Below are 26,473 nucleotides of genomic sequence, written 5' to 3'. Positions count from 1 at the left end.
ATGAAATCACCGCTTCTGCTGCTCCTGCTCGCCGCTACCGGCCTGGCCCACGCCCAGGACGCCGATCCGCAACGCGACCGCACCAGCATCCTGGCGATGCAAGGCGAGTACATGGTGGATTTCGCCTTCGACGAGACCGTCCTGCTCAAGCCCGGTTACGAGCGCGCGCCGGCGATGCGCAGCGGCGCCAACGAAGTGGTGATCGTGGTCGAGGACAGCCCGCGCAAGGTGGTGCTGCAGCATCTGCTGGTCGACACCAAGAGCGGCCACGTGACCAAGCACTGGCGCCAGGACTGGAGCTACGAGGCGCCGCAGCGCTTCGAATTCAGCGCCGACCAGACCTGGCAGGTGCGCCCGCTGGACGCGGCCGCGACCCGCGGCGCCTGGACCCAGTGCGTGTACGAAGTCAGCGACGCGCCGCGCTATTGCGGCACCGGCCGCTGGGATTACGCCGACGGCCACCCGACCTGGACCAGCGACCTGAGCTGGCGGCCGCTGCCGCGCCGCGAATACACCAAGCGCAGCGACTACAACGCGCTGGCGGTGATCAACCGGCACACGCTGACCCCGGCCGGCTGGACCCACGAGCAGTTCAACACCAAGGTGCTGCGCAAGCCCGACGGCAGCCAGCAGCCGATCGCGCGCGAATTCGGCTTCAACGACTACGTCAAGACCGGCGAGGTCGACTTCAAGCCGGCCTACGACTACTGGAAGGCGACGCAGGGCTATTGGGCCAAGGTGCGCGCGCACTGGGACGCCTTCCTCGGCAAGCCGCCGGGCGTGCACCTGAAGACCAAGCTCGACGGCATGGCGATGATCATGCCGCTGTTCGAGCAGGCCGAGGCGGTGCAGCAGGGCAAGCCGGTGGCCGATGCCAAGATCGCCGCGGTGTTCGCGCAGTGGGTGGAGCCGGCGCCCGCCGAGCGTTGAACGCCGCTGTGGCGCAGAGCCAGGGTGGGAAGGCGGCCGGGACTGGCGCCTTCCCTTTTTTTGCCCGGCGCAGGCAGTGCGCCGCGGCGCCGGGCTACAGGTCGGTCACCAAGTGGTAGCTCAGTCCCTTGCGCTCGGGCAGGGTGAAGATCCAGGGAAAACCGACCGATAGCCCGCTGAGGTCGAGCCACTGCGGATTGAACGACTCGATCAGGCCGCGCTGCCAGCAATGGCTGAGCCGGGAGATCTCTGCGGCGCGGAGCAAGGCGGCCACTTCGTTCTCGCATTCCTCGTACCACACCGCAAGGATCGCGACCGGATCTTCCGTCTGTCCGCGCACGCTGTTGCGCTCGCGCAGGGTCTTGCCCAAGCCATCGAGCGCCTGCGGCGTCGGTGCGGTGGCGATGTAGTACGGGCCGCTGCGGGTCTCGGCCATGATGCAGGCCAGGTACGGCACGCTGTTGCGGGAGAGGGTGTCGCTCATCGGCCAGGCACGTTCTGCATGGGAATTGCGATTGTGCCGGCAAGCGGAGGCGGTTGCAGCATCCGTCTTGCGCGCGGTCGCCGTGCTCCCGATGGTGTGGCGGCTGCGCACGCTTGCGGCCGCCTTTGGGTAATGCGCGCAGCAGTTGCCGCGCGCACCTTGGACTCGCGCGCTCAGTTCTCGCGCAGCGCCAGCGCCGGCGGTGTGCGCAGGATGCGGCGCGTGCCCGACCAGCCGGCGAGCAGGCTCAAAAGCACGCCGCCGACCCCGCCCAGCAGCAGCGCCGGCCACGGCGGCGACAGCGTCAGTTGGAACGCCTGCTGCGCCACCACCACGCCGATCCCCGCTGCCGCGCCGACCGCCAGGATCGCCGCGAGCAGGCCGAGCGCACCGAATTCCACCAGCACCGCGCCGCGCAACTGGCCGCGGCGCGCGCCCAGCGTGCGCAGCACCGCGCTGTCGTAGCGGCGTTCGCCGGCGGTGGCCTGCAGCGCCGCCAGCAACACCAGCACGCCGGCCAGCAGGCTGAAGCCCATCACCAGTTGCACCGCCTGCGCTACCTGGTCGATCACCTCGCGCACCCGTCCCAGGATCGCGTCGATGTCCAGCAGCGACACGTTCGGATAGGTGCGGCTGAGCCCGCTCAGCTGCGCCGCGGAACCGCGCGGCAGGTGGAACGCGGAGATCAGGTTGTACGGCGCGTCCTGCACCGCACCGGCATTGAGCAACAGGAAGAAATTGACCCGGAACGAATCCCAGTCGGCCTTGCGAACGCTGGTCACGGTGAAGCTGCGCTGCTGCTCGCCGAGCAGCAGGGTGATGCGGTCGCCGAGCTTGAGGCCGTAGCGTTGCGCCCAGGCTTCCTCCACCGAGGCTTCCGCCGCGGTGCTGTCGGCGGCCCAGAAACGGCCCGACAGCAGGCGGTTGGCGGCGGGGAATTCATGCCGCCAGGAGAAGTTGATCGGCCGATCGGCGCCATCGCCGTCGTCTTCCGGGCCCTGCTCCTGGCGCTGCGGCGGCTTGCCGTTGATCGCCACCAGCTTGCCGGTGCTGAACGGCTCCACCGCCGCGTCGGTGACGCCGAGCCCGCGCAGCGTGCCGAGCACGTGCTCGGCCTGGTCGGGCTGGATGTTCATCAGGAAGTAGTTCGGCGTGTCCGCCGGCAGCCGGTCGCGCCACTGGCCGAGCAGGCCCGGGCCGATCACCGCCAGCAGCAACAGCGCACACAGCGACAGCGACAGCCCGACCAGTTGCACCACGCTCAGCGCGCGGCGCCGGGTCAGCGCGGCCAGGCCCAGCTTCCACGGCCCGCGCAGGCGCGATTGCAGCCGCCGCAGCAGGGCCAGCAGCAGGCCGCCGACCGCCGCGGCGAGCGCGGCCAGCAGGGTCAGCCCGCCCAGCACCCAGGCCGCGAGCACGCCATCGCCGGTGGCGTACACCGCCAGCACCACGGTGGCGATGAGCGCGGCGGCGTAGACCAGCAGCGAGGTCGGCGGCAGCGCGGCGAAGCTGCGGTTGAGCACGCGCATCGGCGGCACGTCGCGCAGCCGCAGCAGCGGCGGCAGGCCGAAGCCGAGCAGCAGCAACAGGCCGATGCCGGCACCGGCCAGGGCCGGGGTCGCCTGCGGCAGCGGCAGCCGGTTCGGGATCAGGCTGCCCAGCGCTTCGACCAGGCCGATCTGCGCCAGCATGCCCAGGCCCACACCGAGCGCGCAGGCCGGGATCGCCAGCAGCAGCAACTGCAGCGCCAGCGCGCCGAGGATGTCGCGCTGGCGCGCGCCCAGGCAGCGCAGCACCGCCACGCTGTCGATGCGGCGCAGCGCGAAGCGATTGGCCGCCAGCGCGGTGGCGACGCCGGCCAGCAGCACCGCCAGCAACGCGGTCAGCGCAAGGAACCGGCCGGCGCGGTCGAACGCACCGCGCACGCCGCGCTGGGTGTCCTCGATGCCGACCAGGCGGAACGCCTTGGCGCGCGGCTGCAGCCATTCGCGCAGCGCGGCGATCTCACCCGGCGCGCCGGCGAACATCAGCCGGTACGAGGCGCGGCTGCCGGGGCCGAGCAGGCCGGCGGCATCGACGTCGGCACGGTTGACCAACAGCGGCGGCGACAGCTGCATCAATTCGCCGGAGGCGTCCGGCTCGGCGCGCAGCACCCGGGTCACGCGCAGCGTGCCGGCGCCGAATTCCAGAGCGTCGCCCAGCTTCAGTCCCAGCGCCTCGAGCAGGCGCGGATCGGCGTAGGCCTGGCCGCGCGGCGGCGGGCCGGCGCGCTCGCTGCCGGCGCCGGCGGTGTCGCGCGCGACCCGCAATTCGCCGCGCAACGGATAGCCGACGTCGACCGCCTTGATGTTGGCCATCTGGCTGGCGTCGCCATGGAACAGCACGCTGGGAAAGCTGACCAGGCGCGTGTGGCGCACGCCGCGGCGCTGCGCTTCCTCGGCGAACGCGGCGGGGATGTCCTGGCGCCCGGTGACGCCGAGGTCGCCGCCGATCACCTCGGCGGCGCTGCCGGTCAGCGCCAGGGTCACGCGATCGACCAAGGTGCCGACCGCGGTCATCACCGCCACGCCCAGCACCAGCGCGGCGAACACGGTCAGCAGGTCGCCGGCGAATAGTTCGCGGCGCAGCGCGCGCGCGGCGTGGCGCAGCACGTTCATGCGTCGGCCACCGCTTCGGCCTGGCGCAGGCGCCCGCGGTCGAGCCGGTAGCGGTGTTCGCAACGCTGCGCCAGGCGCAGGTCGTGGGTGACCAGCACCAGGGTGGTGTCGCTGCCGGCATTGAGCGCGAACAGCAGGTCGCTGATCTGCTGGCCGGTGGCCTGGTCGAGGCTGCCGGTGGGTTCGTCGGCGAACAGGATCCGCGGCCGCGCCACGAACGCGCGCGCCAGCGCCACGCGCTGCTGCTCGCCGCCGGACAACTGCCGCGGGTAGTGCCGCGCCCGCGCGGTCAGGCCGACCGCCTCCAGCACCTCGCGCACCCGCGCCGGATCCTCGCGCCCGGCCAGTTCCAGCGGCAGTGCGATGTTTTCGGCGGCGGTCAGCGACGGCAGCAGGTGGAAGCTCTGGAACACGAAACCGACCTCGCGCGCGCGCAAGGCGGCGCGCGCTTCCTCGTCCAGCGCATTGAGCGATTGTCCGGCGAGCACGATCTCGCCGCGCGTGGGCAGGTCCAGGCCGGCGAGCAGGCCGAGCAGGGTAGTCTTGCCGGAACCGGAGGCGCCGACGATGGCGACGCTGTCGCCTTCACCGATGGTCAATCCGACGTTGTCGAGAATGTGGACCGTGCCCTCCGGTCCGCTGACGGATTTGCCGACATCGCGTACGTCGATCGCGATGCCGGTGCGGGGAGTGGGGGCCAGACTGTCGATGAGGAAATCTCCGGATGCGTGGCAACGATACGAAAGGAACGCCTGCCTGGACGCGCAGCGCCTGGCTCCTGGCCTGTCTGGCATGGTGTCTGCTGCTGCCCGCCATCGCCTGTGCCAAAGGTGCGACGGGGCCGGTGCTGGTGGTCGGCGACAGCCTCAGCGCTGCGCACAACATCCCGGTCCAGTCCGGCTGGGTGGCGCTGCTGGAGCGCCGCCTGCAACAACAGATGCAGGCGCCACCGGCCGTAGTCAATGCCAGCATCAGCGGGGAGACCTCTTCCGGCGCGCTGACCCGGCTGCCGGCGCTGCTGCAAAAGCACCGGCCGGCGGTGGTGGTGATCGAACTCGGCGGCAACGACGCGCTGCGCGGGCTGACCCCGGCGGAACTGCGCGGCAATCTGGAGAAGATGATCGTGCTCAGCCGTAATGCCGGCGCGAAGGTGCTGTTGCTGGGGATCGACGTGCCGCCGAACTACGGGCCGGCCTACCGGCAGCGGCTGCGCGCGGTCTACGCCGACCTGGCCAAGCAATACCAGACCGGGCTGCTGCCGTTCCTGCTGGAGGGCGTGGCGCTGAACCCGGCGCTGATGCAGGACGACGGCCTGCATCCCACCGCCGCCGGCCAGCCGAAGGTCCTGGACAACGTGTGGCCCAAGCTCAAACCCTTGATCGGCGGGTGATTTTCGCGCCGCTCAGGCATATGAAGCGGTCTTCACGCGGTCACCACCGGGCTTCCGGCATGTTTCACAAAGCTGAAGACTGAGGAAGCTCTATGCGTCAGACCAAGGAAACCTCCGGACTCGTTCTGGTCGTCGAGGACAACCGCAACATCTCCGAAATGATCGGCGAATACCTGGAAGGCCGGGGATTCGAAGTGGACTACGCCTGCGATGGCCTGGACGGCTACCGCCTGGCGGCGGAGAACAGCTACGACGTGGTGGTGCTGGACCTGATGCTGCCACGCCTGGACGGCATCGAAGTGTGTCGCCGTTTGCGCAACGACGCGCGCAAGTCCACGCCGGTGCTGATGCTGACCGCGCGCGACACGCTCGACGACAAGCTCACCGGCCTGGGCTTCGGCGCCGACGATTATCTGACCAAGCCGTTCGCGATCCAGGAACTGGAAGCGCGGCTGCGCGCGTTGATCCGCCGCGAGCGCCGCCAGGTCGGCTCGGAAGTGCTGAAGGTGGCGGACCTGGTGCTGGATCCGGTGAGCATGCGTGCGACCCGTGCCGGCACCGAACTGCAGCTGTCGCCGATCGGCCTGCGCCTGTTGACCATCCTGATGCGCGAATCGCCGCGCGTGGTCACCCGCCAGGAGATCGAGCGCGAGATCTGGGGCAACGGCCTGCCCGACTCGGATACGCTGCGCAGCCATCTGTACAACCTGCGCAAGATCATCGACAAGCCGTTCGACCGGCCGCTGCTGCACACCGTGCAGAGCGCCGGCTACCGCATCGCCGACATCGCCCAGCCGATGAGCTGAGCGGTACCGGCTGGCTTCGTTAAGAGGCCGGCGTTCGTTACGCAGCAAGCCCCGGCAACGGGGTCTGCTTGCACGGCGGATTCACGATTCGCCCTCCTATAATCGCGGCGACTTCACACGGAAGCTGTAATGCCGCACGGTTTGCCGCGCAAAATCCGCCTTGCCTTGATCGCCCGAATCCTGTTCGCTGGCTGCATCGTCGCGTTGGGCAGTTATCTGGTGGTCGCGGTCGTGCAGCACTCGCTGGTGGGCTCGGTGATGCGCCAGGAAGCCGCGCACTACTGGCGCCTGTACGCGCAATCCCCGTCGCAGCCGCCGCCCAACAGCCACACCTTGCGCGGCTATCTGGTGCCGGCCGGGCAATCGGATGCGGCGGTGCCGGCGAATCTGCGCGGCCTCGATCCCGGCCTGCACGAGAACCGTCCCGGCGGCGAGATGGTACTGGTCGACGAAACCAAAGCCGGGCGCCTGTACCTGGTGTTCCTGCGCGCGCAGGCGCAGCGCCTGGCGTTCTGGTTCGGCATCGTGCCGGCGCTGCTGACCCTGATCGCGGTGGTGGTGGTGGGGTGGCTGACCCATCGCGCCTCGCGGCGCCTGTTGTCGCCGGTGAACTGGCTGGCGCGGCGCGTGTCGCAGTGGGATCCGCGGCATCCGTCCACCGCCGACCTGGCACCGGAAAACCTGCCGGCCGACGTGCAGGGCGAATCGCGGCAACTGGCCGCCGCGCTGCATGCGCTGGCCTTGCGCGTCACCGACCACGTGTCGCGCGAGCGCAACTTCACCCGCGATGCCAGCCACGAATTGCGCACGCCGCTGACCGTGATCCGCGTCGCCAGCGACATCGCGATGACCGATCCCGACCTGCCGCCGCGGCTGGGCCGCAGCCTGCAGCGCATCCAGCGCGCCGGCCGCGACATGGAGGCGGTGATCGACGCATTCCTGATCCTGGCGCGCGAGGCGGACGTGGTGCCGCAGAGCGAGACCTTCGAGGTCGCCGACGTGGTCGAGTACGAAGTCGAGAATGCGCGCGAACTGTTGACCAGCAAGCCGGTGACGCTGACCGTCAGCGTGCTCGCCGCCACGCGCCTGCACGCGCCGCCGCGGGTGCTGCACGTGGTGGTCAGCAACCTGCTGCGCAACGCCTGCAGCTATACCGATGCCGGCAGCATCGTGGTCGAGATCGGCAGCGACCGGATCAGCATCCGCGATACCGGCATCGGCATGTCCAGCGAAGCGCTGCAGCGCGCGTTCGAGCCGTTTTTCCGCGCCGAGCCTGACCGCCCGCAGGGCACCGGGCTGGGCCTGTCGATCGTGCGCCGGCTGTGCGAGCGCTTCGGCTGGCGGATCGGGCTGGAAAGCGCGGAAGGCGGCGGCACCACCGCCACCGTGCGCTTCGATCCGGCCAAGTGAGCTGCGGCGGTGCGAGCTGCTTGCGGCCGCGAGCAGGTCGCACTGCACGATCGCCATCGGCGCGGGTGCACGAACCGCGCGGCAGCGGGTTTGCCGAGCGCGCCTGGCGCGATGTCAGGCCTTTTGCTGCGTCGTCCATCCGCCGCCCAGCGCGCGGATCAAGGCGACGCTGGCGCGCAACTGGCGGGTTTCCAGGTCGATGACGCTGCGCCGCGCATCGAGTTCGGCGGTCTGCGCCTGCACCACGTCCAGGTAACCCGCCGCGCCCTCGCGGTAGTGGTTGAGCGCAAGATCGACCGACCGTTGCGCCGCCGCGGCCGCCGCGCGCTGATCGGTCAATGCCGTGCCCAGTTCGTGCAACAGGCTCAGGTTGTCCTCGACCTGGGCGAAGGCGGTGAGCACCACCTCGCGGTACGTCGCGCCGGCCTCGTCGGTCGCGGCCTGCGCCGCTTTCACCCCGGCCTTGCGGCGGCCGCCGTCGAACACGTTCAGCAGCAGCGTGGGGCCGATGGCCCAGAACCGGTTGGGCGCGGCGACCAGGCCTCCCCAGCGGTCGCTCTGCCAGCCGCCTTGCGCGTCGAGGGTCAGCTGCGGGAAGAATGCGGCGCGCGCGATGCCCACCTGGGCGTTCGCGGCGGCGGTGCGCCGCTCCGCGGCGGCGATGTCCGGACGGCGCTGCAACAGCGTGGACGGCAGCGCCAGCGGGATCGCCGGCACCGGCACCTGCGCAGTCTCGGCCGCGAGCTGGAAGCTGGACGCGGAATCGCCGACCAGCGCCGCGATGCCGTGCAGCACCAGCGCGCGCTGCGCCTGCGCCTGGGTGCGTTGCGACAGCGCGGTGGACAGTTGCGTCTGCGCGCGCGCCACGTCCAGGCCCGAGGCGATGCCGCCGTCGTGGCGCGACTGGGTGAGCTGCAGGGCCTTGGTGAACGCGTCGATGCTCTCGCTCAGCACGCGGATCTGGCGATCGTCGCCGTTGAGTTGCAGGTAGCTGTCGGCAAGCTGCGCTTGAAGGCTCAAGCGCGCCTGTGCGAGATCGGCGGCGGCTGCCGCCTGCTGCGCCTCGCCGGCGGCGACGGTGTCGCGTACCCGGCCCCACAGGTCCACTTCGTAATCGAGCTGGGCGCCGACGGTGTACCCGTCGTAATAGGCCGGCGAGGTGGCGCCGCGCAGCGGACGCGTGTCCGATTGGCGGTTCCGCACCGCGTTGCCGTTGAGGCCCAGGGTCGGGAAGTAGCCGGCACGCGCCTGCTGGGCGAACGCTTCGGCCTGCTGGTAATGGGCCAGCGCGGCGGCCAGCGTGGCGTTGTTGGCCAGCAGCTTCTCCTGCAGCTGGTCGAGCCGGCGGTCGCCGTAGACCTTCCACCAGCCGTCGCGGTCGATACGGTCGGCGGGCGCGGCCTCCACCCATGGCGAATGCGGATCGCCGTACTGCGCCGCCACCGGCACCTCGGGCGGGTGGTAAGTGGGCGCCAGCGAGCAGGCCGACAGGCCCAGCGACAGCAGGGCCGCCGTTACCGCAGTGCGTGCGCGCATGCGATCAGGCCTTGGCATGGTCGCCTGCCGCCTTGGGCGCGCTGATGCGCACGCGGTCGCCTTCGGCCAGGCCATCGGGCGGGCTTTCGATCAGGCGGTCGCCAGCGGCGACACCCGACCCGAGCTGCACCGTCTTGCCGAAATCGCGTGCGATGGTCACGGCCTTGAACGAGACCGTGTCGTGCGCATCGACCACGGCCACGCGCAGGCCCTTGTCGTCGAACACCAGCGCGCTGGCCGGCACGCGCAGCAGCGTGGCGTTGGCCGGAAGATCGAAGGTGACGCTGGCGTAGCTGCCCGCGAGCAGCTTGCCGTCCTGGTTGTCCACGGCCACCTGGACCAGGGTGGTGCCGGAGGCGGCGTTGATCGCTTCCGACGAACCGGTGACGACCCCGCTAAAGGTCTGGCCCGGATGCTCCGGCACCGTCAGGGTCGCGCGGGCACCCGGACGCACCGACGGCGCGTAGTTCTGCGGCACGTTCACGTACATGCGCAGCTTGCGCGTGTCCGATACCACGAACAGCTCCTGGCCGCCGCCGCCGGCGTTGACCAGCGCGCCGACGTCGGTCTCGCGCGCGGTGACGGTCCCATCGAACGGCGCCACCAGCCTGGCGAACCCCTTCAGCGCCTGGATGCGCTCGAGGTTGGCTTGCGCGGCCTGCGCGAGCGCGCGCTTGGCGTCGTAGTCGCCGGTCTTCTCGTCCACTTCCTGCCTGGAAACGGAGTCGGCGTGGCCCATCGCCTGCCAGCGCTTGGCGGTGGTCTGCGCCAGCGCCGCGTTGGCGCGGGCGCTGGCCAGGTCGGCCTTGGCCTGGAGCAGTTGCTGGTCCAGGTCGGGGGTTTCGATCTCGGCGAGTACGTCGCCGGCCTTGACCTTGCTGCCGATGTCGGCCTTCCACCATTTCAGGTAACCGCTGGTACGGGCGTAGATCGGGGCGCGGGCATACGCCTGCAGGCGTCCCGGCAGGTTGAGGTCGCCGTCGCCCTGGCCCGCTTCCGGCGTCACCAGTTGCACGGTCGGCATGGCCTGGTCGTCTGTCCATACGCGCAGCGTGCGCGCGTCGTTGGCGCGCGTGGCGACCCCGGCGACGACGATGGCCAGGACCACGATCAGCGCGATGATGCCGGCCAGGCGGAGGCGGTGCGGGGGCCGGGTGTGCGGGGTATCAGGCGACATGCAAGGACTCTCCGGAGGCGTTCGCCGGTGGGGAAGACGGATGGGCGCGGCGGCTGTGGATCATGCTGAAGACGACCGGCACGAAGAACAGCGTGGCGATGGTGGCGAAGACCAGTCCGCCGATGACGGCGCGGCCCAGCGGTGCGTTCTGTTCGCCGCCTTCGCCCATGCCCAGCGCCATCGGCGCCATGCCGATGATCATCGCCAGCGCGGTCATGAGCACCGGACGGAAACGGACGAAGCCGCCTTCCAGCGCGGCCTTCGCCGCGTCGCCGTGTTCGGCCAGGCGCTCGCGGCAGAAGCTGACCACCAGGATCGCGTTCGCGGTGGCCACGCCCATGCACATGATGGCGCCGGTCAGCGCAGGCACCGACAGGCTGGTATGCGTGGCGAACAGCATCCACACGATGCCGGCGATCGCCGCGGGCAGCGCGGTCACGATCACGAACGGATCGCTCCACGACTGGAAGTTCACCACGATCAACAGGTAGATCAGCACGATCGCGCCGAGCAGGCCGAAGATGAGTCCCGAGAACGCATTGTTCATCGTCTGCACCTGGCCGAGCAGCGCGGTGCTGGACGCCTTGGGCAGGAATTTCTGGTTGGCATCGACGATCTTCTGGATGTCGGCGGCGACCGCGCCGAGGTCGCGGTCCTGGGTGGCGGCGTAGATCTCCACCATCGAATTGATGTTGTACTGGCTGACCACCGCGCTGGTCGCGGTCCGCGACACCGTCGCCAGGCCGCCGAGGACCTGCGCGCCGCCGGTCCCGGCGCTGGGACTGATCGGCAGGTTCTCCAGGCCGGACAGGCTGTCGAGGCTGTACTGCGGGGTCTGCATCACGATCGGATACGACACCCCGTTCTGCGGATTGAGCCAGAAGGTCGGCGCGATCTGGCTGGAGCCGGCCAGGTTGACCCCCAGGCTGCTGGTGACGTCGCGCTCGGTGATGCCGACCTGCTGCGCGCGGCTGCGGTCCACGTTCACGTTGAAGCCGGGGTTGGCCTGCGATTGCTGGATGCGCGCGTCGGCCACGCCCGGCACGCGGCGGATCTCGCGCAACAGGCGGTTGGCGTAGGCGTAGTTGGCCGCCAGGTTCGGGCCGCGGATCTGCAGGTCCACCGGCGCGGGCGAACCGAAGTTCAGGATCTGGCTGATGATGTCGGCCGGCGGGAACGAGAACACGACGCCGGGGAACTGCCGCGGCAGGGTCTGGCGCAGGCGCCGCACGTAGTCGGCGGTGGGCGCGTGGCCTTCGTTCAGCGCGATCTGGATGTCGCCATCCTGCGAGCCGATGGTGCCGGTGTTGTTGTAGGCGTTGTTGATGCCCGAGGACGACAGGCCGATGTTGTCGACGACGCTGGCGAGCTGCTGCTTCGGGATCAGCGTGCGCACCGCGCCGGTCACCGCGGCGAACAGGCGTGCGGTCTCTTCCACCCGCGTGCCGACCGGCGCGCGCACGTGCATCAGGATCTGGCCCGAATCCACCGCCGGGAAGAAGTTGCGGCCGAGCATCGGCACCAGCAGGAACGACAGCGCCACGCAGGCCACGAAGCCGGGCACGAATCCCCGGCGATGCGCCAGCGCGGTTTCGAGCAATGCGTGGTAGCGCGCGCGGAAGGCCTCGAAGCGTCGTTCGAAGCCGCGCTGGAAGCGCACCAGCGGATTGCGCGAAGGCGGCAGGCCGCCGCCGTCGCCATGCAGGTCGGTGTGCGGCGCGTGCGGGTGCAGCAGGTACTTGGCCATCGTCGGCACCAGCGTGCGCGAGAGGATGAACGAGGCGATCATCGCAAACATCACCGCCTCGGCCATCGGCACGAACAGGAAGCGCGCCACGCCTTGCAGGAAGAACATCGGCACGAACACGATGCAGATGCACAGCAGGGAGACGAAGGCGGGCGTCACGATCTGCGCCGCTCCGTCCAGGATCGCCGTCTCGACGTTCTTGCCTTGTTCCAGGTGCCAGTTGATGTTCTCGATGGTCACCGTGGCGTCGTCCACCAGGATGCCGACCGCCAGGGCGAGGCCGCCCAGGGTCATAATGTTCAGCGTTTCGCCGATCGCCGACAGCGCGGCGATCGAACTCAGGATCGCCAACGGGATCGAGGTTGCGATGATCAGCGTCGAACGCCAGCTGCCGAGGAACAGCAGGATCATCAGGCTGGTCAGCGCCGCGGCGATCACGCCTTCGCGCGCGACCCCCTTGATCGCGCCGCTCACGAACAGCGACTGGTCGCCGATGGGGACCACCTTGAGGTTGGGCGGCAAGGCGTCCTTCATCGCGGCGACGCGGTCCTTGACCCCGGCGATGATCGCCAGGGTCGAGGCCGAGCCGTTCTTCAGCACCGTCATCAGCACCGAGCGGTCGCCGTCGACGTGCACGATGTTGGTCTGCGGCGGCGCGCCGTCGCGCACGTGGGCCACGTCGCGGATGAACACCGTGGCGCCGTCGACCGCCTTCACCGGCAGGTTGCCCAGTTCCTCGATGTCGGACGGCGAGTTGTTCAGTTGCAGCGTGTATTCGTACCGGCCGATCTTCTGCGTTCCCACCGGGGTGATCAGGTTCTGCGCGGCGAGGGCGTTGGCCACGTCCTGCGCCGACAGTCCGCGCGCCTGCAGCGCCGGCGGATCGATGTCGATCTGCACTTGGCGGGTCTTGCCGCCGAACGGATACGGGATCGCCGCCCCAGCCACCGAGGTGAGCTGCGGACGGATGATGTTGAGGCCGAGGTCGGCCAGGTTCTGTTCGGTCAGGCCTTCGCCGGACAGCGCCAGCTGGATGATCGGCACCGTGGACGCGTTGTAGTTGAGGATCAGCGGCGGCGTGGTGCCCTGCGGCAACTGCCGCAGCATGGTCTGCGCGACGGCGGTGACCTGGGCGTTGGCGGTGCGGATGTCGGCGCCGGGCTGGAAGAAGATCTTGACGATGCCGAAGCCCTGGATCGAACTGGCCTCGATGTGCTCGACGTCGTTCACCGTGGTGGTGAGCACGCGTTCGAACGGCGAGGACACGCGCCCGGCCATCTGCTCGGGCGGCAGGCCGTTGTACTGCCACACCACCGCGATCACCGGGATCCTGATGTCGGGAAAGATGTCGGTGGGCGTGCGCAACGCGGCCAGCGGCCCCACGATCAGGATCAACAAGGCGAGGACGACGAAGGTATACGGTCGCGTCAGGGCGATCCGGACGATGCCAATCATGGGGGGGAGGGGTTCCGTGCGCGAATGTTGCGTCGCGGCGAATTCTGCGCCCTGGCCTGTCCTGGGCGTAGTTAAGATTTATTTAGACGTGGCGGCGGCCGGACACGTCGTTGCCGGGCCGACTGGTTGCCCGTCACTGCGCCAGCGGGCGGGCGTCCGGCAGCTGTCCGCCCGGCGCGCCGGGTTCGGCCGCGGCCGCGCGCGGTTCGGGCGGCGGGGCGGCGGCCGGGCAGATCACCGAGAACACCGCCCCGCGCGCGTCGCCGCCCACGCGCAGCGCATAGCCGTGCAGGCGCACGATGGCGCTGACGATCGCCAGCCCCAGCCCGCAGCCGGGTTTGGCGCGGGTCTGGTCGCCCCGGTAGAAGCGGCGGAAGATCGCTTCGCGCTCGCCGGGCGGAATGCCCGGCCCACTATCGGCGACGTCGATGCGCGCGTTGCCGGCCGCGTCGGTGTGCGCCGCCAGGCGGATCGTGCCGCCGTCGGGGGTGAACTTGATCGCGTTGCCGACCAGGTTGGCCAGCGCCTCGAACAGCAGATGCGGGTCGCCGCGCACGGACGGCAACCGCTCCAGCGCCAGTTCGAACACCTGCCCCCGGTCCTCGGCCAGCGGTGCGTAGAACCCGTGGACATCGTTCAGCAGCGCGCCCAGGTCCAGCGCCGCGAAGCAGGCGCTGCGCTGGCGGTCCTCCAGCTCCGACACCCGCAGCAGGGCGCGGAAGCGGGTCAGCACGGTATCGATCTCGCCGACGCAATCGTCCAATTGCTGGCCTTCGGGGCGGTCGGCGAACTGTTGCTGCAGGCGGTGCAGGCGCGTGCGCATGCGCGTGAGCGGCGTGCGCAGGTCGTGGGCGATATTGTCGGTGACACCCTTCACTTCGCCGAGCAGGCGCTCGATCTCGCCGAGCGCCTGGTTGACCGTGGCCGCGAGCAAATCCACCTCGTCGCCGCCGCGCGACACCGGCAGGCGCACGCTGAGGTCGCCCTGGCGGATGGGTTCCATCGCCTGCTGGATGGCGCGGATGCGGCGCGCGGGGCCGCGCGCGATGAGGATGCCGCCAAGCACGCCGGGCAGCAGGGTCAACGACAGCCCCCACAGCAGTCCGCGGCAGATGATCCCGCTGAGTCCGTCGATGACGTTGCTTTCCTTCGCCACCACCAGGCGCCGGCCGTCCGGCAGTTGCCGGGCGATGCCGCGCGCGCGCGTCTGGCTGCCGCGGCCGGTGTCGATCAGGCTGGCCTCGATGGGGCGGACCGTCCCGTCCTCGGCCATGCCCTTGGGCACCGCATCGATGTTGCCGGCGATGCGGCGTCCATTGGCGTCGAACAGGCCCACCCACATGAAGCCCTGGATGTCGATGGCGCTGGCCGCGGCCACCGTGTCGGCCAGGCGCCTGGGATCGGTGTTTTCCAGGTAGTGGATGCGCGCGGCCAGCATCTGGTCGACCACGTTCGACAGGTAGCGCGAGGACTCCCACTGCACCACGCCGAGCAGCACGACGCACCAGACCGCGAACAGCGCCCCGTAGATCAGGATCAGCCGCGCGGTGGCCGAACGCCAGGCGTCAGTCAGCGGGCGCAAGCACATACCCCGAGCCGCGCATGGTGCGGATGAGCGGCGGCTGGCCGTTGCCGTCGATCTTGCGGCGCAGGCGGCCGAGATGGACGTCGATCACGTTGGTCCCGGGATCGAAATGGAAGCCCCAGACGTGCTCGAAGATCATCTGCCGCGTCACCACCTGGCCGGCGTTGCGCATCAGGAACTCGAGCAGGCGGAACTCGGTGGGCAGCAGGGCCAGCGGCTGGCCGTTGCGCAGCGCGTTGTGGCGGACCAGGTCCAGTTCCAGGTCGGCCACGCGCAGGCGCGTCTGCGGCGTGGCGCTGGCGCTGCGACGGCGGCGCAGCAGCACTTCGGCGCGCGCGACAAGCTCGTCGGGCGAGAACGGCTTGGTCAGGTAGTCGTCGCCGCCGGCACGCAGGCCGCGCACGCGCTCGTCCACCTCCGACAGCGCGCTGATCATCAGCACCGGCGTTTCCACCGCGCGCTTGCGCAGTTCGGAAACGACATCGATGCCGTCCATGCCCGGCAGCATGCGGTCCAGGGTGATGATGTCGTAGCCGTCGGCCAGCGCATGGTCGAGACCGTCGCGGCCGTTGGCGATCCACACGGCGGTGAAGCCATGGGCGCCGAGCTCGGCGACGATGTCGCGGGCGGTCACTTCATCGTCTTCGATGACCAGGGCCCTGGGCATCCTGTGCTACTCCACGCGGGGGACAACGGAACGGGCCCGCCAAGGGTAGCCGGTCGGGAGCCAGGAAGGGCGCCACTGCCTACTTGCGCTGCAGATAGGGTCGCACGATGTCGCGCCACAGCGCATAGCCGGCGGCGTTCATGTGCAGATGGTCCGGACCGAACAGTTCGCCGCGCGGTTGCCCGTCGGCGCCGAGCATCGGCGTGGCCACGTCGATGAAGTCCACCCGCTGCAGCCCGGTGGCGGCCTTGCGGATCAGCGCATTGGCTTCGGCCACCTTTGGCAGCAGCGCCGCGCGTGCCGGGCTGGGCTTGATCGAGATGTAGGCGATGCGGGTCGTGGGCAGGTCGCGGCGCACCCGCGCCACGAAGGCCAGGAAGTCGTCGCGCAGCTGCTGCGGGCTGCGGCCGCTGTTGAGGTCGTTGTCGCCGGCGTAGAACACCACCAGGCGCGGCCGGTACGGCACCACGATGCTGTCGGCATACCAGGTGCTGTCGCGGATCTCGGAGCCGCCGAAGCCGCGGTTGAGCGTGTCCACGCCGGGGAAATCGCTGGCCAGCGAGGTCCAGAAGCGGATCGAGGAACTGCCGACGAACAGCACGCCGCCGGGCTTGGGCGGATGCGCGGCGTCGGCCTGGGCGAAGCGCTGCATGTCCTGTTCCCAGTCTGGACTGGAGACCTGTTCGGGAATTTTCGGTGCGGCGGCCGGAGTGAGCGCCAGGGCCGAATGCAGGCCCAGCAGGAACAGGCAGGTGGCGAGCAGCGCGGTGCGCAGCGGCGAACGGGACATGGTGCGTCTCCTGGATGCGGCGGAGCGGCGATGGTGCCGCAGGCGCGGCGAGGCAGGCAAATCGGAAGCCTGCGGCGGTTCATTTCAGCGGCGAACGGGGGCTTGTGGCAAAATTGGCGCCTAGCCCGCTTCGCCATTGCCCATGACCGTTCTCTTCCGGCCGTTGCCGTTGCGTCCCCGTTCCGCAGGCCGGGCCTGATCCATGGCCGACCAATTCGGGCACCTGCCGCGCGGACCGCGCCGGATGCTGATGGCACTGCGCTGGTCGTACCAGGGGCTGCGCGCGGCCTGGCTGCACGAGTCCTCGTTCCGGCTGGAAGCGTGCCTGTTCGTGCTGCTGGCGCCGCTGGCGCTGTGGCTGGGGCAGGGGCCGGTGCAGCAGGCGCTGATGATCGGCTCGCTGCTGCTGGTGCTGGCGGTGGAACTGCTCAACTCGGCGATCGAGGCGGTGATCGAGCGCTATGGCCCGGAACACCACGAACTGGCCGGCCGCGCCAAGGACATGGGCTCGGCGGCGGTGCTGCTGATGCTGGCCAATGTCGCGCTGTGCTGGGGCCTGATCCTGCTGCCGCGCGTGCTGTGACGTCCGCCTGTCTTTATTTACCGTTAAAGGATTCGACCCCATGGCTCTCGAGTTTCTCGCCGATCCCAACACCTGGCTGACGCTGCTGACGCTGAGCGCGTTGGAAATCGTGCTGGGCATCGACAACCTGGTGTTCATCTCCATCGCGGTGGGCAAACTGCCCGAGGCGCAACGCCCGGCCGCGCGCAAGTTCGGCATCGCGGTGGCGTGCCTGACCCGCATCGCGCTGCTGGTGTCGCTGGCGTTCCTGGCGCGGATGCAGGGCGAGCTGTTCAGCGTCGCCGGCATGGGCATCTCGGTGCGCGACCTGGTGCTGATCGTCGGCGGCGTGTTCCTGCTGGTGAAGGGCACGATGGAGATCCGCGAGATGATCACCGGCGGCGAAGACGCCGATCCGACCACCAGCAAGGCCTCGGGCGTGTTCTGGATGGTGATCGCGCAGATCGCGGTGATCGACATCGTGTTCTCGCTGGACTCGGTGATCACCGCGGTCGGCATGGCCCAGCACATCCCGGTGATGGTGGCGGCGGTGCTGCTGGCGGTGGCTGTGATGCTGCTGGCGGCCAACCCGCTGGGCCGCTTCATCGACGCCAACCCGACGGTGAAGATGCTGGCGCTGGCGTTCATCCTGATGATCGGCGTGGTGCTGATCCTGGACGGCCTGGACGTGCACGTGCCCAAGCCCTACATCTACGCGGCGATGGGCTTTTCGGTGCTGGTGGAATGGCTGAACCTGCTGATGCGCCGCCGCGCCGCCGCGCACAACGTGCCCGGCGCCGGCAAGTGGTGAACGGCTGACCCAGGCGCGGCTGCGTTTTCACGGGGGGCGTGGCAAGCTGCGCCCTGTCTTCATGCCGGAGAGCGCCATGCGCCTGTTGTCCCGCTCGTTGTTCCTCGCCGCCGTGGTGGCGCTGTTGTCCGGTTGCGGCTACAACGCGATCCAGCAGAAGGACGAGGCGGTCAAGGCCGGCTGGTCTGAGGTGCTGAACCAGTACAAGCGCCGCGCCGACCTGATCCCAAACCTGGTCAACACGGTCAAGGGCTATGCCGACCAGGAGCGCCAGGTGCTGACCGACGTGACCAATGCGCGCGCGCGGGTCGGCCAGGTCCAGGTCAACGCCGACGATGCGGCTTCGCTGCAGCAGTTCCAGCAGGCGCAGGGTCAGCTGTCCAGCGCTTTGTCGCGGCTGCTGGTGGTCACCGAGAACTATCCGAACCTCAAGTCCGACCAGTCGTTCCGTGACCTGCAGGCGCAGCTGGAAGGCACCGAGAACCGCATCACCGTGGCGCGCGGCCGCTACATCCAGGCGGTGCAGGACTACAACACCTACATCCGCTCGTTCCCGCAGGTGATCACCTCGAAGATCTTCGGCTACAAGGAAAAGCCGAACTTCTCCGTGGCCAACGAGGCGCAGATCTCCGAGGCGCCGGCGGTGAACTTCGGTGGCCAGCCGGCGCAGCCCGCGCCGCAAGCGCAACCGCAGCAGTCGCCACAGCCGGCACCGGCGCAGTAAGCGCGTTGCAGCGCCTGGCGGTGCCGACGATGGCGCCGCTGCGCGCCGGCCCGCGTTGCGGCGTCCGGCCAGGTTGTGCAGCCGGGCTGACGGCGTAAGCCAGCGAACCGCTTCCCGGGCCACGCCGCCGCTGCGGTTTCTTCCCTTCGATGCCGCCGCGCGATTGCTTCGGCAGGAGTCTGCAATGCGCGATACGATCACCCGCCACTGCCGCGCGCGCCGCGGCCGGCTTGTCTGGCTCGGGCTGCTGCTGGCGCTGTTGCCGCTGCTGGCCTGGGCGCAGGCGGCCAGCGAGGCGCCGATCCCGCCGCTGGACACGCCCGTGGTCGATACCACCGGCACCTTGCAGCCGACCCAGCGCCTTGCGCTGGAGCAGCAGGCGGTGCAACTGCAGCAGCGCAAGGGCAGCCAGCTGCAGGTGCTGGTGGTCGCGACCACTGCGCCTGAGACGATCGAGCAGTACACCCAGCGCGTGTTCGACACGTGGAAGCTCGGCCGCAAGGGCGTGGACGACGGCGTGCTGCTGGTGGTGGCCAAGGACGATCGGCATGTGCGCATCCAGCCCGGCTATGGCCTGGAAGGCGCGATTCCCGATGCCACCGCCAACCGCATCATCCAGGAATACCTGGCGCCGCGCTTCCGCGCCGGCGACTACAGCGGCGGCATCGCCGAGGCCACCGCGATGCTGGTCAAGCTGATCGACGGCGAACAGCTGCCGCCGCCGGTAAGCACGCACGCGGCCGAATCGCGTTCCGGCGGCAAGCTGCCGCTCGGTTTCTTCGGTGGCCTGTTCGCCGCCTTCGTCGCGCAACTGCTGTTCGCACGCGCGCCGCGTCTGCTGCGCGGCGTGCTGGCGGCGCTCGCCGGCGGTGGCGTGGGGCTGCTGTTGAGCCTGTCGCTGTTCGTCGCCGCGCTGACCGGCGCGATCGGGCTGGTGCTGGGCCTGCTGTCGGGCATCTCGCCGGGCCGCTCGGTCGGCGGCGGTGGCGGCGGATTCGGGGGCGGCTTCGGCGGCTTCGGTGGCGGTGGTTTCGGAGGGGGCGGTGGCTTCGGCGGAGGCGGAGGCGGCGGCGGCGGGGGTGGCTGGGGCGGTGGCGGCGGCAGTTCGGGAGGCGGTGGCGCCTCGGGGAGTTGGTGATGCGTCTGCTCCGCCATCTGTTCGCGCCGGCAGCACGCACGCTGTTCCCCAACGCCAGCCTGGAGCGCATCGGCGCGGCGATCGCCGACGGCGAACGGCTGCACCGCGGCCAGGTGATGTTTGCGGTCGAATCGGCGCTGGCACCGGCGGCGCTGCTGCGCGGCATGGCGCCGCGGGCGCGCGCCGAGCAGGCCTTCGCGCAATTGCGCACGTGGGACACCGAGGCCAACAACGGCGTGCTGATCTACCTGCTGCTGGCCGACCACCGGATCGAGATCGTGGCCGATCGCGGTCTGCGTGGGCGCGTCGACGCCGCGCAATGGCGCCAGGTCTGCGCGCTGATCGAGCGCGACATGCGCGCCGGCCAGCCCGAGCAGGCGGTGATCGCCGGGGTGGCGGCGGTATCGGCCTTGCTGGCCACGCATTTCCCCGCACAGCCGGGCCAGGCCGAGCCGGATGAATTGCCGAACATGCCGCAACTGCTGGATTGAGCGCCGCCGCGGCATGACTCGCTGCGATGCGGGTCGCGCTGGCCCACAGATGAAGCGGTAGCGCCGCTGTGCCCGTCGTGACTGTGGCGGCAGCCGGCGCCGATGGCGGACGCTCGCGCCTGTCGGGAGATGACGCGGAGCGCCGTCCAAGTTGGCCAGGCCTCGGTAGTGACCGGCGCCGATGGCAGACGCTTGCGCCTGCCGGCAGATGAAGCCTAGCGCAGTCCAAGTCGACCAAGACCTCGGTAGTGACCAGCGCCGATGGCAGAATAGGCGACCCTCGCCCTCCGGCCGACGCTCCCCGCATGACCTATCTCCACCAGATCGACCCCATCGCCTTCTCGCTCGGTCCGGTGAAGGTGCACTGGTATGGGCTGATGTACCTGGCCGCCTTCGCCTCGGCGTGGTGGCTGGGCCGGCTGCGCATCCGCGCCGGCCGCCTGCCGGGCGTGGACATGGAAGGATTTTCCGACCTGCTGTTCTACGCGATGCTCGGCGTGGTGCTCGGCGGACGCATCGGCTACATGCTGTTCTACGCGCTGGGCGATTTCCTCGCCAACCCGCTGCTGATCTTCAAGGTCTGGGACGGTGGCATGAGCTTCCACGGCGGCCTGATCGGCGTGCTGGTGGCCGCGGCCTGGTGGTCGCGCAAGTCGCGCCTGCATTTCTTCGACACCATGGATTTCGTCGCGCCGCTGGTGCCGCTGGGCCTGGGCTTCGGCCGTGTCGGCAATTTCGTCGGCGGCGAGCTGTGGGGCAAGTTCACCAATGCCGGTTGGGGCGTGATCTTCCCGCGGACGCCGGAGTTGCAGGACTGGCCGCTGGCGCAGATCCAGGCGCAGTACGCCAGCGGTGCGCTGGACAAGTTCGCGCGGCATCCCTCGCAGCTGTACGAGGCGGTGCTGGAAGGCCTGGTGATGTTCGCGATGCTGTGGGCGTTCTCGCTGCGGCCGCGCCGGCGCTATGCGGTGTCCGGCCTGTTCGCGCTGCTGTACGGCGTGTTCCGCTTCGCGGTGGAGTTCGTGCGCGTGCCCGATGCGCCGATCGGCTACCTGGCGTTCCATTGGCTGACCATGGGCCAGATCCTGAGCACGCCGCTGATCCTGCTCGGCCTGTTCCTGCTGTGGCGCTCGCGTCGCGCGCCGGTGTTGCAGCCGACGCCGGTCGCAGGGGGCGCCAAGCCATGAAGGCCTACCTGGACCTGCTGCGCCACGTACTCGAGCACGGCGCCGAGAAATCCGATCGCACCGGCACCGGCACGCGCAGCGTGTTCGGCTGGCAGATGCGCTTCGATCTCAACGCCGGCTTCCCGCTGGTGACCACCAAGAAGCTGCACCTGCGCTCGATCGTGCACGAGCTGCTGTGGTTCCTGAAGGGCGAAACCAACATCGCCTACCTCAAGGACAACAAGGTCAGCATCTGGGACGAGTGGGCCGATGCGCAGGGCGAACTCGGCCCGGTGTACGGCAAGCAGTGGCGGCGCTGGACCGGTGCCGACGGCAGCGAGATCGACCAGATGCAATGGCTGGTGGACGAGATCAAGCGCAATCCCGATTCGCGACGTTTGGTGATCAGCGCCTGGAACGTGGCGGAATTGCCGCAGATGGCGTTGATGCCGTGCCACAGCCTGTTCCAGTTCTATGTGGTCGACGGCAAGCTCAGCTGCCAGCTGTACCAGCGCAGCGGCGATATCTTCCTCGGCGTGCCGTTCAACATCGCCAGCTACGCGCTGCTGACCCACATGGTGGCGCAGGCCACCGGCCTGGGCGTCGGCGATTTCGTGCATACGCTGGGCGACGCGCACCTGTATTCGAACCATTACGACCAGGCGCGCGAACAACTGTCGCGCACGCCGCGGCCGTTGCCGACGCTACGCCTCAATCCCGCGGTCAGCGACCTGTTCGGCTTCACCTACGACGACATCGCGATCGAGGGCTACGAGCCGCATCCGGCGATCAAGGCGCCGGTGGCGGTGTGAGAGGCGGGGAGTCGGGAATGGGGAATGGGGAATCGGAAAAGGCGGCTGTAGCGGCGGGGACGGATGTGGGCGCGTCCCACGTCCCAGGTTCCAAGCCCCGGCTCACCTTGATCGCTGCGCTCGATCGCGCCAACGCCATCGGCCGCGACAACGATCTGCCGTGGCGCTTGCCGGACGACCTGAAGCGCTTCAAGGCGCTGACCCTGGGCAAGCCGGTGCTGATGGGGCGCAAGACCGCGCAGTCGCTCGGGCGCGCGTTGCCGGGTCGCTTGAACCTGGTGATGACGCGCTCGGGGCAGGTGCCGTTCGAGGGCATGCAGGCGGTCGCCTCGCTGCAGGCGGCGATCGAAGCGACGCAGGCCAGCGGTGCGGAAGAGCTGTCGGTGATCGGCGGCGGCGACATCTTCGCGTTGGCGCTGCCGCACGCCGAGATGCTGTATCTGACCCACGTGGATACCGTGGTCGAGCGCGCCGATGCGCATTTCCCGGCGTTCGATCCGGCGCAGTGGGAGGTCGTGGCGCGGCAGGCGCACGCGGCCGATGCGAAGCATGCGCTGGCGTTCGAATTCGTCGATTACCGGCGCAGGCAAAGCGCGCCGTAGCGGATTCGTGCGGGCGGCGCGGCGTCTGTTGTAGGAGCGGCTTCAGCCGCGACCGGGCGTTACCGGCGAGATCCTGTCGCGGCTGAAGCCGCTCCTACACGTGGCAGCCTGCCTGCCGGCAGCCATCATCATTCCTGAGGCGGCGGCGGTGTAGTGGCACCGCCACCCGCACCACGCCCACCGCCGGACCTGCGCCGCGGCGGCCGCGCGCGCGGCACCGGCGGCGGCCCTTCGATCGGGCGCCCCGGCACCTGCACCACCTGCAGGTCTTCGCCGTCCAGCCGAAGCGCGGTGAGCTTGCCGCCCCAGACCGCGCCGGTGTCGATCGCGTGCACGCCCTGGGTGATGGTCAGGCCCAGCGTGGACCAGTGACCGCAGACGATCTTCAGGTCGCGCTCGGCGCGGCCCGGCACTTCGAACCACGGATACAGGCCCTGTGCCTGGGTGCCCGGGGTGCCTTTTTCCTCGATCGCGATGCGCCCGCGCGGGGTGCAATAGCGGGCGCGGGTGAACAGATTGATGATCGCGCGCGAGCGGTCGTAGCCGGTCAGCCCCGGCGACCAGGCCGGGCGGTCGCCGTACATGTTGCGGAACAGTTTGCGGTAGCCGCTGCCGTGCAGTTGCTGCTCGACTTCGCGCGCATGCTTTTCGGCCAGGGTGGTGGTCCACTTCGGCGCCAGGCCGGCGTGGATCATCATCCAGCCCAGTTCACGGTCGGCGTGCAGCAGTTTCTGCATGCGCAGCCAGGTCAGCAGTTCGTCGCGGTCCTCGGCCAGCACGATGCGCTGCAGGTCCGGATTGACCTTGCGCTGCTCGTCCGGGCTGCGCTCGCCGATCGCCAGCAGCGACAGGTCGTGGTTGCCCAGCACCACCTCGCTGTGCGCGCGCAGCGAGTGCACCAGGCGCAGGGTTTCCAGCGACTGCCCACCGCGGTTGACCAGGTCGCCGCAGAACCATAGCCGGTCCACCGCCGGGTCGAAGCGGATCTTTTCCAGCAGCCGCTGGGTGATGTCGTAGCAACCCTGCAGGTCGCCGATGGCCCACACGCTCATGCGGGCGCCATCAGTGCAGCGTCCGCGGCACGGTCAGCACGAATGGCGCGACCGGCGCGACGAAGTGGGTGCCGTCGTCGGCTTCCATGTCGTAGTGGCCGCGCATCGTGCCGTGCTCGGTTTCCAGCATCAGCCCGGAGGTGTAGCGGAAGTCCTCGCCGGGACGCAGCCGCGGCTGTTCGCCGACCACGCCGTCGCCGTCCACGCGCTCCACGCGGCCGTTGCCGTCGGTGATTTCCCAGTGCCGGGCGATCAGCCGCGCGGCGACGCGGCCGCGGTTGTGGATGCGGATGGTGTAGGCGAACGCGTAGCGTCCGTCCTCCGGCGCCGATTGGTCGTCGAGGAACCGGGGCGACACTTCGACCTCGATCCGATAGGGGGCGTCATCGTTCATGCCTCACAGTGTAAGCAAAGCCGGCGCAGGAATGGACTGCGAGCCGTCTATGAGCGCGCTGCAAGCAGCGCGTGCTGCGGCCGCTGCGCGCCGTGCCGCGTGTCGTGGGCCGGCCGCGCAGTGCGATCCGCGCTGCTGCGGCCTTCGTGTGGGTGCGTTGGCGTGCGCGTGGAGCGGAGAGATGCGGATCGCGCTGCGACGCGCGGCCCCGTGGCTCAGGCCTGCGCCACGTTGGCCAGGCGCACGAAGTCGGCGACCTCCAACTGCTCGGCGCGGGCATCCGGGCGCACCCCGGCGGCCTCGAACTGGGCCGCATCGCAGACTCCGCCCAGCGCATTGCGCAAGGTCTTGCGGCGCTGCCCGAACGCCGCGCGCACCACGTCGGCGAAGCGCCGCCGGTCGGCGATGCCGATGTCCTGCGGCGCATGCGGCACCAGCCGCACTACCGCCGAATCCACTTTCGGCGGTGGCCGGAACGCGCCCGGCGGCACCACGAACAACGAGGTCACCTCGCAGTACGCCTGCAGCATCACGCTGAGCCGGCCGTAGACCTTGCTGCCCGGCCCGGCGGCCATGCGGTCGACCACTTCCTTCTGCAGCATGAAGTGCATGTCGGCGATCGCCGCGGCATGGTCCAGCGCATGGAACAGGATCGGCGAGGAGATGTTGTAGGGCAGGTTGCCGACCAGGCGGATGCGGCCGTCGCCGGCCAGTTCGGCGAAATCCACCGACAGCACGTCGCGGTTGAGGATGGTCAATTCGCCGACCCCTTCCGCCGCGGCGGTCAGCGGCGCGATCAGGTCGCGGTCGAATTCGATCACGGTCAGGCGGCCGTGGCGGCGCAGCAGCGGGAAGGTGATCGCGCCCTGGCCGGGGCCGATCTCGACCAGCAGCTCGTCGGGCTTGGGATTGACCGCGCGCACGATGCTGTCGATGTAGTCGCGGTCGCTGAGGAAGTGCTGGCCAAGCGATTTCTTGGCCGGGGCGCTGAAGCCGGAATAGGAAGTCATGCGGGCATCTTATCGGGATGGGGCGCGCGGCGCCCTGTAGGAGCGGCTTCAGCCGCGACCGGGTGTTACCGGTAAGTCATGTCGCGGCTGAAGCCGCTCCTACACAAGCGTGCTGCGCGCGGCCAGTTGCGCGCATTGCGCGACCGCGGCGAACAGGCTGGACGGGTCGGCGATGCCGCGGCCGGCCAGCTCCAGCGCGGTGCCGTGATCGACCGCCACGCGCGGGTAGGGCAGGCCCAGGGTCAGGTTCACCGCCTGCTCGAAGCCGCTGTACTTGAGCACCGGCAGACCCTGGTCGTGGTACATCGCCAGTACCGTGTCGAAGCCGGCCAGTTTCTGCGGCAGGAACGCGGTGTCGGCCGGCAGCGGGCCGACCAGATGCATGCCCTCGGCGCGCAAGGCGGCGAGGACCGGCGCCATCACCTCGATTTCCTCGCGGCCCAGATGTCCGTCCTCGCCGGCATGCGGGTTCAGCCCGAGCACCGCGATGACCGGCGCGGCGATGCCGAAGTCGCTGCGCAGCGCGGCGTGGACGATGCGCAGGCAGCGCTCCAGCAACGCGGGCGTCAGCGCGTCGGCGACCGCGCGCAGCGGCAGGTGGGTGGTGGCCAGGGCCACGCGCACGATGTCGTTGGCCAGCATCATCACCACCTCGCGCCCGGCGTGGCGGGCGAGCAGTTCGGTGGTGCCGGTGTAGGCGATGCCGCCGTCGTTGATCGCCGCCTTGTGCACCGGGCCGGTGACCAGGCCGGCCAGTTCGCCGCGCAGGCAGGCGTCGGCGGCCTGGGTCAGCGCGCCGATCACCGCGGCGGCATTGGCCGGGTCGGTATGGCCGAAACGGCTGGGCACGGCATTGCCCACCGCGCGCAGGCGCAGATCGCCAGGTACCAGCGCGGGGGCGGATTCGGGAAGCAGCTGCAGCGGCAGCGACAGCGCCGCTGCGGCGGCGCGCAAGGTGTCGGGGTCGGCGAAGGCCAGCAGTTGGCAGTCGCGTCGCGGCTGTTGCGCCAGCCGCACGCACAGTTCCGGGCCGATCCCGGCCGGCTCGCCCGGCACCAGCGCGAGCGAGGGCAGCAC

25 protein-coding genes are annotated in these 26,473 nt (G+C 69.8%); 12 read left to right on the top strand and 13 right to left on the bottom strand.

What is annotated here, in order from left to right; all coding sequences use genetic code 11:
- Positions 1–930: a DUF6607 family protein gene (locus HEP74_RS16810; protein WP_185813829.1), complete on the top strand. Its 930-nt coding sequence runs from the start codon at positions 1–3 to the stop codon at positions 928–930.
- A gap of 94 nt (positions 931–1,024) precedes the next feature.
- On the opposite strand, the gene HEP74_RS16805 is transcribed toward HEP74_RS16810, so the two are convergent.
- The 3 genes from HEP74_RS16805 to HEP74_RS16795 form a co-directional block, all read right to left on the bottom strand.
- Entirely contained in the window at positions 1,025–1,414 is a 390-nt protein-coding gene (locus HEP74_RS16805; RefSeq protein ID WP_185813828.1) for a GIY-YIG nuclease family protein, read from the bottom strand.
- Positions 1,415–1,587: 173 nt separating this feature from the next.
- On the bottom strand, positions 1,588–4,071 hold the full coding sequence (locus tag HEP74_RS16800) for an ABC transporter permease (protein WP_185813827.1): 2,484 nt from the start codon (positions 4,069–4,071) through the stop codon (positions 1,588–1,590).
- A complete protein-coding gene (locus tag HEP74_RS16795; protein WP_004426017.1) occupies positions 4,068–4,670 on the bottom strand; it encodes an ABC transporter ATP-binding protein in 603 nt (200 codons plus the stop codon). Before HEP74_RS16795 ends, HEP74_RS16800 begins: the two co-directional genes overlap by 4 nt.
- 125 nt (positions 4,671–4,795) lie before the next feature.
- Here HEP74_RS16795 and HEP74_RS16790 point away from each other — a divergent pair, with 125 nt between their 5' ends.
- The 3 genes from HEP74_RS16790 to HEP74_RS16780 all read left to right on the top strand — a co-directional run bounded on the left by HEP74_RS16790 (position 4,796) and on the right by HEP74_RS16780 (position 7,677).
- Positions 4,796–5,461, top strand: coding sequence for an arylesterase (locus HEP74_RS16790; protein WP_185813826.1), 666 nt, complete (start codon positions 4,796–4,798; stop codon positions 5,459–5,461).
- A gap of 92 nt (positions 5,462–5,553) precedes the next feature.
- Positions 5,554–6,267, top strand: a complete 714-nt coding sequence (locus HEP74_RS16785) for a response regulator transcription factor (protein WP_003481607.1) — start codon at positions 5,554–5,556, stop codon at positions 6,265–6,267.
- A 129-nt stretch (positions 6,268–6,396) separates the two neighbouring features.
- Positions 6,397–7,677 (top strand): sensor histidine kinase, encoded by a 1,281-nt coding sequence (locus HEP74_RS16780; protein WP_185813825.1) that lies wholly within the window; start codon positions 6,397–6,399, stop codon positions 7,675–7,677.
- Positions 7,678–7,791: 114 nt separating this feature from the next.
- Here HEP74_RS16780 and HEP74_RS16775 read toward each other — a convergent pair whose 3' ends face one another.
- From HEP74_RS16775 to HEP74_RS16750, 6 genes are all read right to left on the bottom strand, one after another.
- Positions 7,792–9,213 carry an efflux transporter outer membrane subunit gene (locus HEP74_RS16775; RefSeq protein ID WP_185813824.1) on the bottom strand — a complete coding sequence of 474 codons (1,422 nt, stop codon included), beginning with the start codon at positions 9,211–9,213 and terminating at the stop codon, positions 7,792–7,794.
- A gap of 4 nt (positions 9,214–9,217) precedes the next feature.
- Positions 9,218–10,390, bottom strand: coding sequence for an efflux RND transporter periplasmic adaptor subunit (locus tag HEP74_RS16770; protein ID WP_185813823.1), 1,173 nt, complete (start codon positions 10,388–10,390; stop codon positions 9,218–9,220).
- The gene (locus HEP74_RS16765) at positions 10,380–13,592 is read right to left on the bottom strand and encodes an efflux RND transporter permease subunit (protein ID WP_185813822.1); all 3,213 of its coding nucleotides are present in this window, start codon (positions 13,590–13,592) and stop codon (positions 10,380–10,382) included. Before HEP74_RS16765 ends, HEP74_RS16770 begins: the two co-directional genes overlap by 11 nt.
- A 133-nt stretch (positions 13,593–13,725) precedes the next feature.
- The gene (locus tag HEP74_RS16760) at positions 13,726–15,180 is read right to left on the bottom strand and encodes a sensor histidine kinase (protein ID WP_185813821.1); all 1,455 of its coding nucleotides are present in this window, start codon (positions 15,178–15,180) and stop codon (positions 13,726–13,728) included.
- Positions 15,158–15,844 (bottom strand): response regulator transcription factor, encoded by a 687-nt coding sequence (locus tag HEP74_RS16755; protein ID WP_185813820.1) that lies wholly within the window; start codon positions 15,842–15,844, stop codon positions 15,158–15,160. The genes HEP74_RS16760 and HEP74_RS16755 overlap by 23 nt, the downstream gene beginning before the upstream one ends.
- A gap of 79 nt (positions 15,845–15,923) precedes the next feature.
- Positions 15,924–16,634 (bottom strand): SGNH/GDSL hydrolase family protein, encoded by a 711-nt coding sequence (locus HEP74_RS16750; protein WP_185813819.1) that lies wholly within the window; start codon positions 16,632–16,634, stop codon positions 15,924–15,926.
- 202 nt (positions 16,635–16,836) lie between these two features.
- On the opposite strand from HEP74_RS16750, the gene HEP74_RS16745 reads away from it, so the two are divergent.
- The 8 genes from HEP74_RS16745 to HEP74_RS16710 all read left to right on the top strand — a co-directional run bounded on the left by HEP74_RS16745 (position 16,837) and on the right by HEP74_RS16710 (position 22,940).
- Positions 16,837–17,217 (top strand): diacylglycerol kinase, encoded by a 381-nt coding sequence (locus HEP74_RS16745; RefSeq protein ID WP_185813818.1) that lies wholly within the window; start codon positions 16,837–16,839, stop codon positions 17,215–17,217.
- Between the two features lie 40 nt (positions 17,218–17,257).
- A complete protein-coding gene (locus HEP74_RS16740; protein WP_185813817.1) occupies positions 17,258–18,007 on the top strand; it encodes a TerC family protein in 750 nt (249 codons plus the stop codon).
- Between the two features lie 76 nt (positions 18,008–18,083).
- Entirely contained in the window at positions 18,084–18,731 is a 648-nt protein-coding gene (locus HEP74_RS16735; protein ID WP_185813816.1) for a LemA family protein, read from the top strand.
- Positions 18,732–18,915: 184 nt separating this feature from the next.
- The gene (locus HEP74_RS16730) at positions 18,916–19,869 is read left to right on the top strand and encodes a TPM domain-containing protein (protein WP_185813815.1); all 954 of its coding nucleotides are present in this window, start codon (positions 18,916–18,918) and stop codon (positions 19,867–19,869) included.
- A complete protein-coding gene (locus HEP74_RS16725) occupies positions 19,869–20,360 on the top strand; it encodes a TPM domain-containing protein (RefSeq protein WP_185813814.1) in 492 nt (163 codons plus the stop codon). Before HEP74_RS16730 ends, HEP74_RS16725 begins: the two co-directional genes overlap by 1 nt.
- 305 nt (positions 20,361–20,665) lie before the next feature.
- Positions 20,666–21,547, top strand: a complete 882-nt coding sequence (lgt, locus tag HEP74_RS16720) for a prolipoprotein diacylglyceryl transferase (protein ID WP_185813813.1) — start codon at positions 20,666–20,668, stop codon at positions 21,545–21,547.
- Positions 21,544–22,338 carry a thymidylate synthase gene (locus HEP74_RS16715; RefSeq protein WP_185813812.1) on the top strand — a complete coding sequence of 265 codons (795 nt, stop codon included), beginning with the start codon at positions 21,544–21,546 and terminating at the stop codon, positions 22,336–22,338. The genes lgt and HEP74_RS16715 overlap by 4 nt, the downstream gene beginning before the upstream one ends.
- A gap of 107 nt (positions 22,339–22,445) precedes the next feature.
- Positions 22,446–22,940, top strand: a complete 495-nt coding sequence (locus HEP74_RS16710; protein ID WP_255427774.1) for a dihydrofolate reductase — start codon at positions 22,446–22,448, stop codon at positions 22,938–22,940.
- A 128-nt stretch (positions 22,941–23,068) separates the two neighbouring features.
- Here the strand turns inward: HEP74_RS16710 and HEP74_RS16705 are convergent, their stop codons facing one another.
- The 4 genes from HEP74_RS16705 to pdxA form a co-directional block, all read right to left on the bottom strand.
- The gene (locus tag HEP74_RS16705; RefSeq protein ID WP_185813810.1) at positions 23,069–23,992 is read right to left on the bottom strand and encodes a symmetrical bis(5'-nucleosyl)-tetraphosphatase; all 924 of its coding nucleotides are present in this window, start codon (positions 23,990–23,992) and stop codon (positions 23,069–23,071) included.
- Between the two features lie 10 nt (positions 23,993–24,002).
- Entirely contained in the window at positions 24,003–24,386 is a 384-nt protein-coding gene (gene apaG / locus HEP74_RS16700; RefSeq protein WP_145705570.1) for a Co2+/Mg2+ efflux facilitator ApaG/CorD, read from the bottom strand.
- A gap of 215 nt (positions 24,387–24,601) precedes the next feature.
- Complete coding sequence (rsmA, locus tag HEP74_RS16695; RefSeq protein WP_185813809.1) at positions 24,602–25,396, bottom strand: 16S rRNA (adenine(1518)-N(6)/adenine(1519)-N(6))-dimethyltransferase RsmA; 795 nt, start codon at positions 25,394–25,396, stop codon at positions 24,602–24,604.
- 99 nt (positions 25,397–25,495) lie between these two features.
- Positions 25,496–26,473: a 4-hydroxythreonine-4-phosphate dehydrogenase PdxA gene (gene pdxA / locus HEP74_RS16690; protein WP_185813808.1), complete on the bottom strand. Its 978-nt coding sequence runs from the start codon at positions 26,471–26,473 to the stop codon at positions 25,496–25,498.

This window comes from Xanthomonas sp. SS, from assembly GCF_014236835.1.
GTDB lineage: Bacteria > Pseudomonadota > Gammaproteobacteria > Xanthomonadales > Xanthomonadaceae > Xanthomonas_A.
The sequence above is the reverse complement of the archived record's forward strand: the minus strand, read 5'-3'. Positions and strand labels throughout refer to the sequence as shown.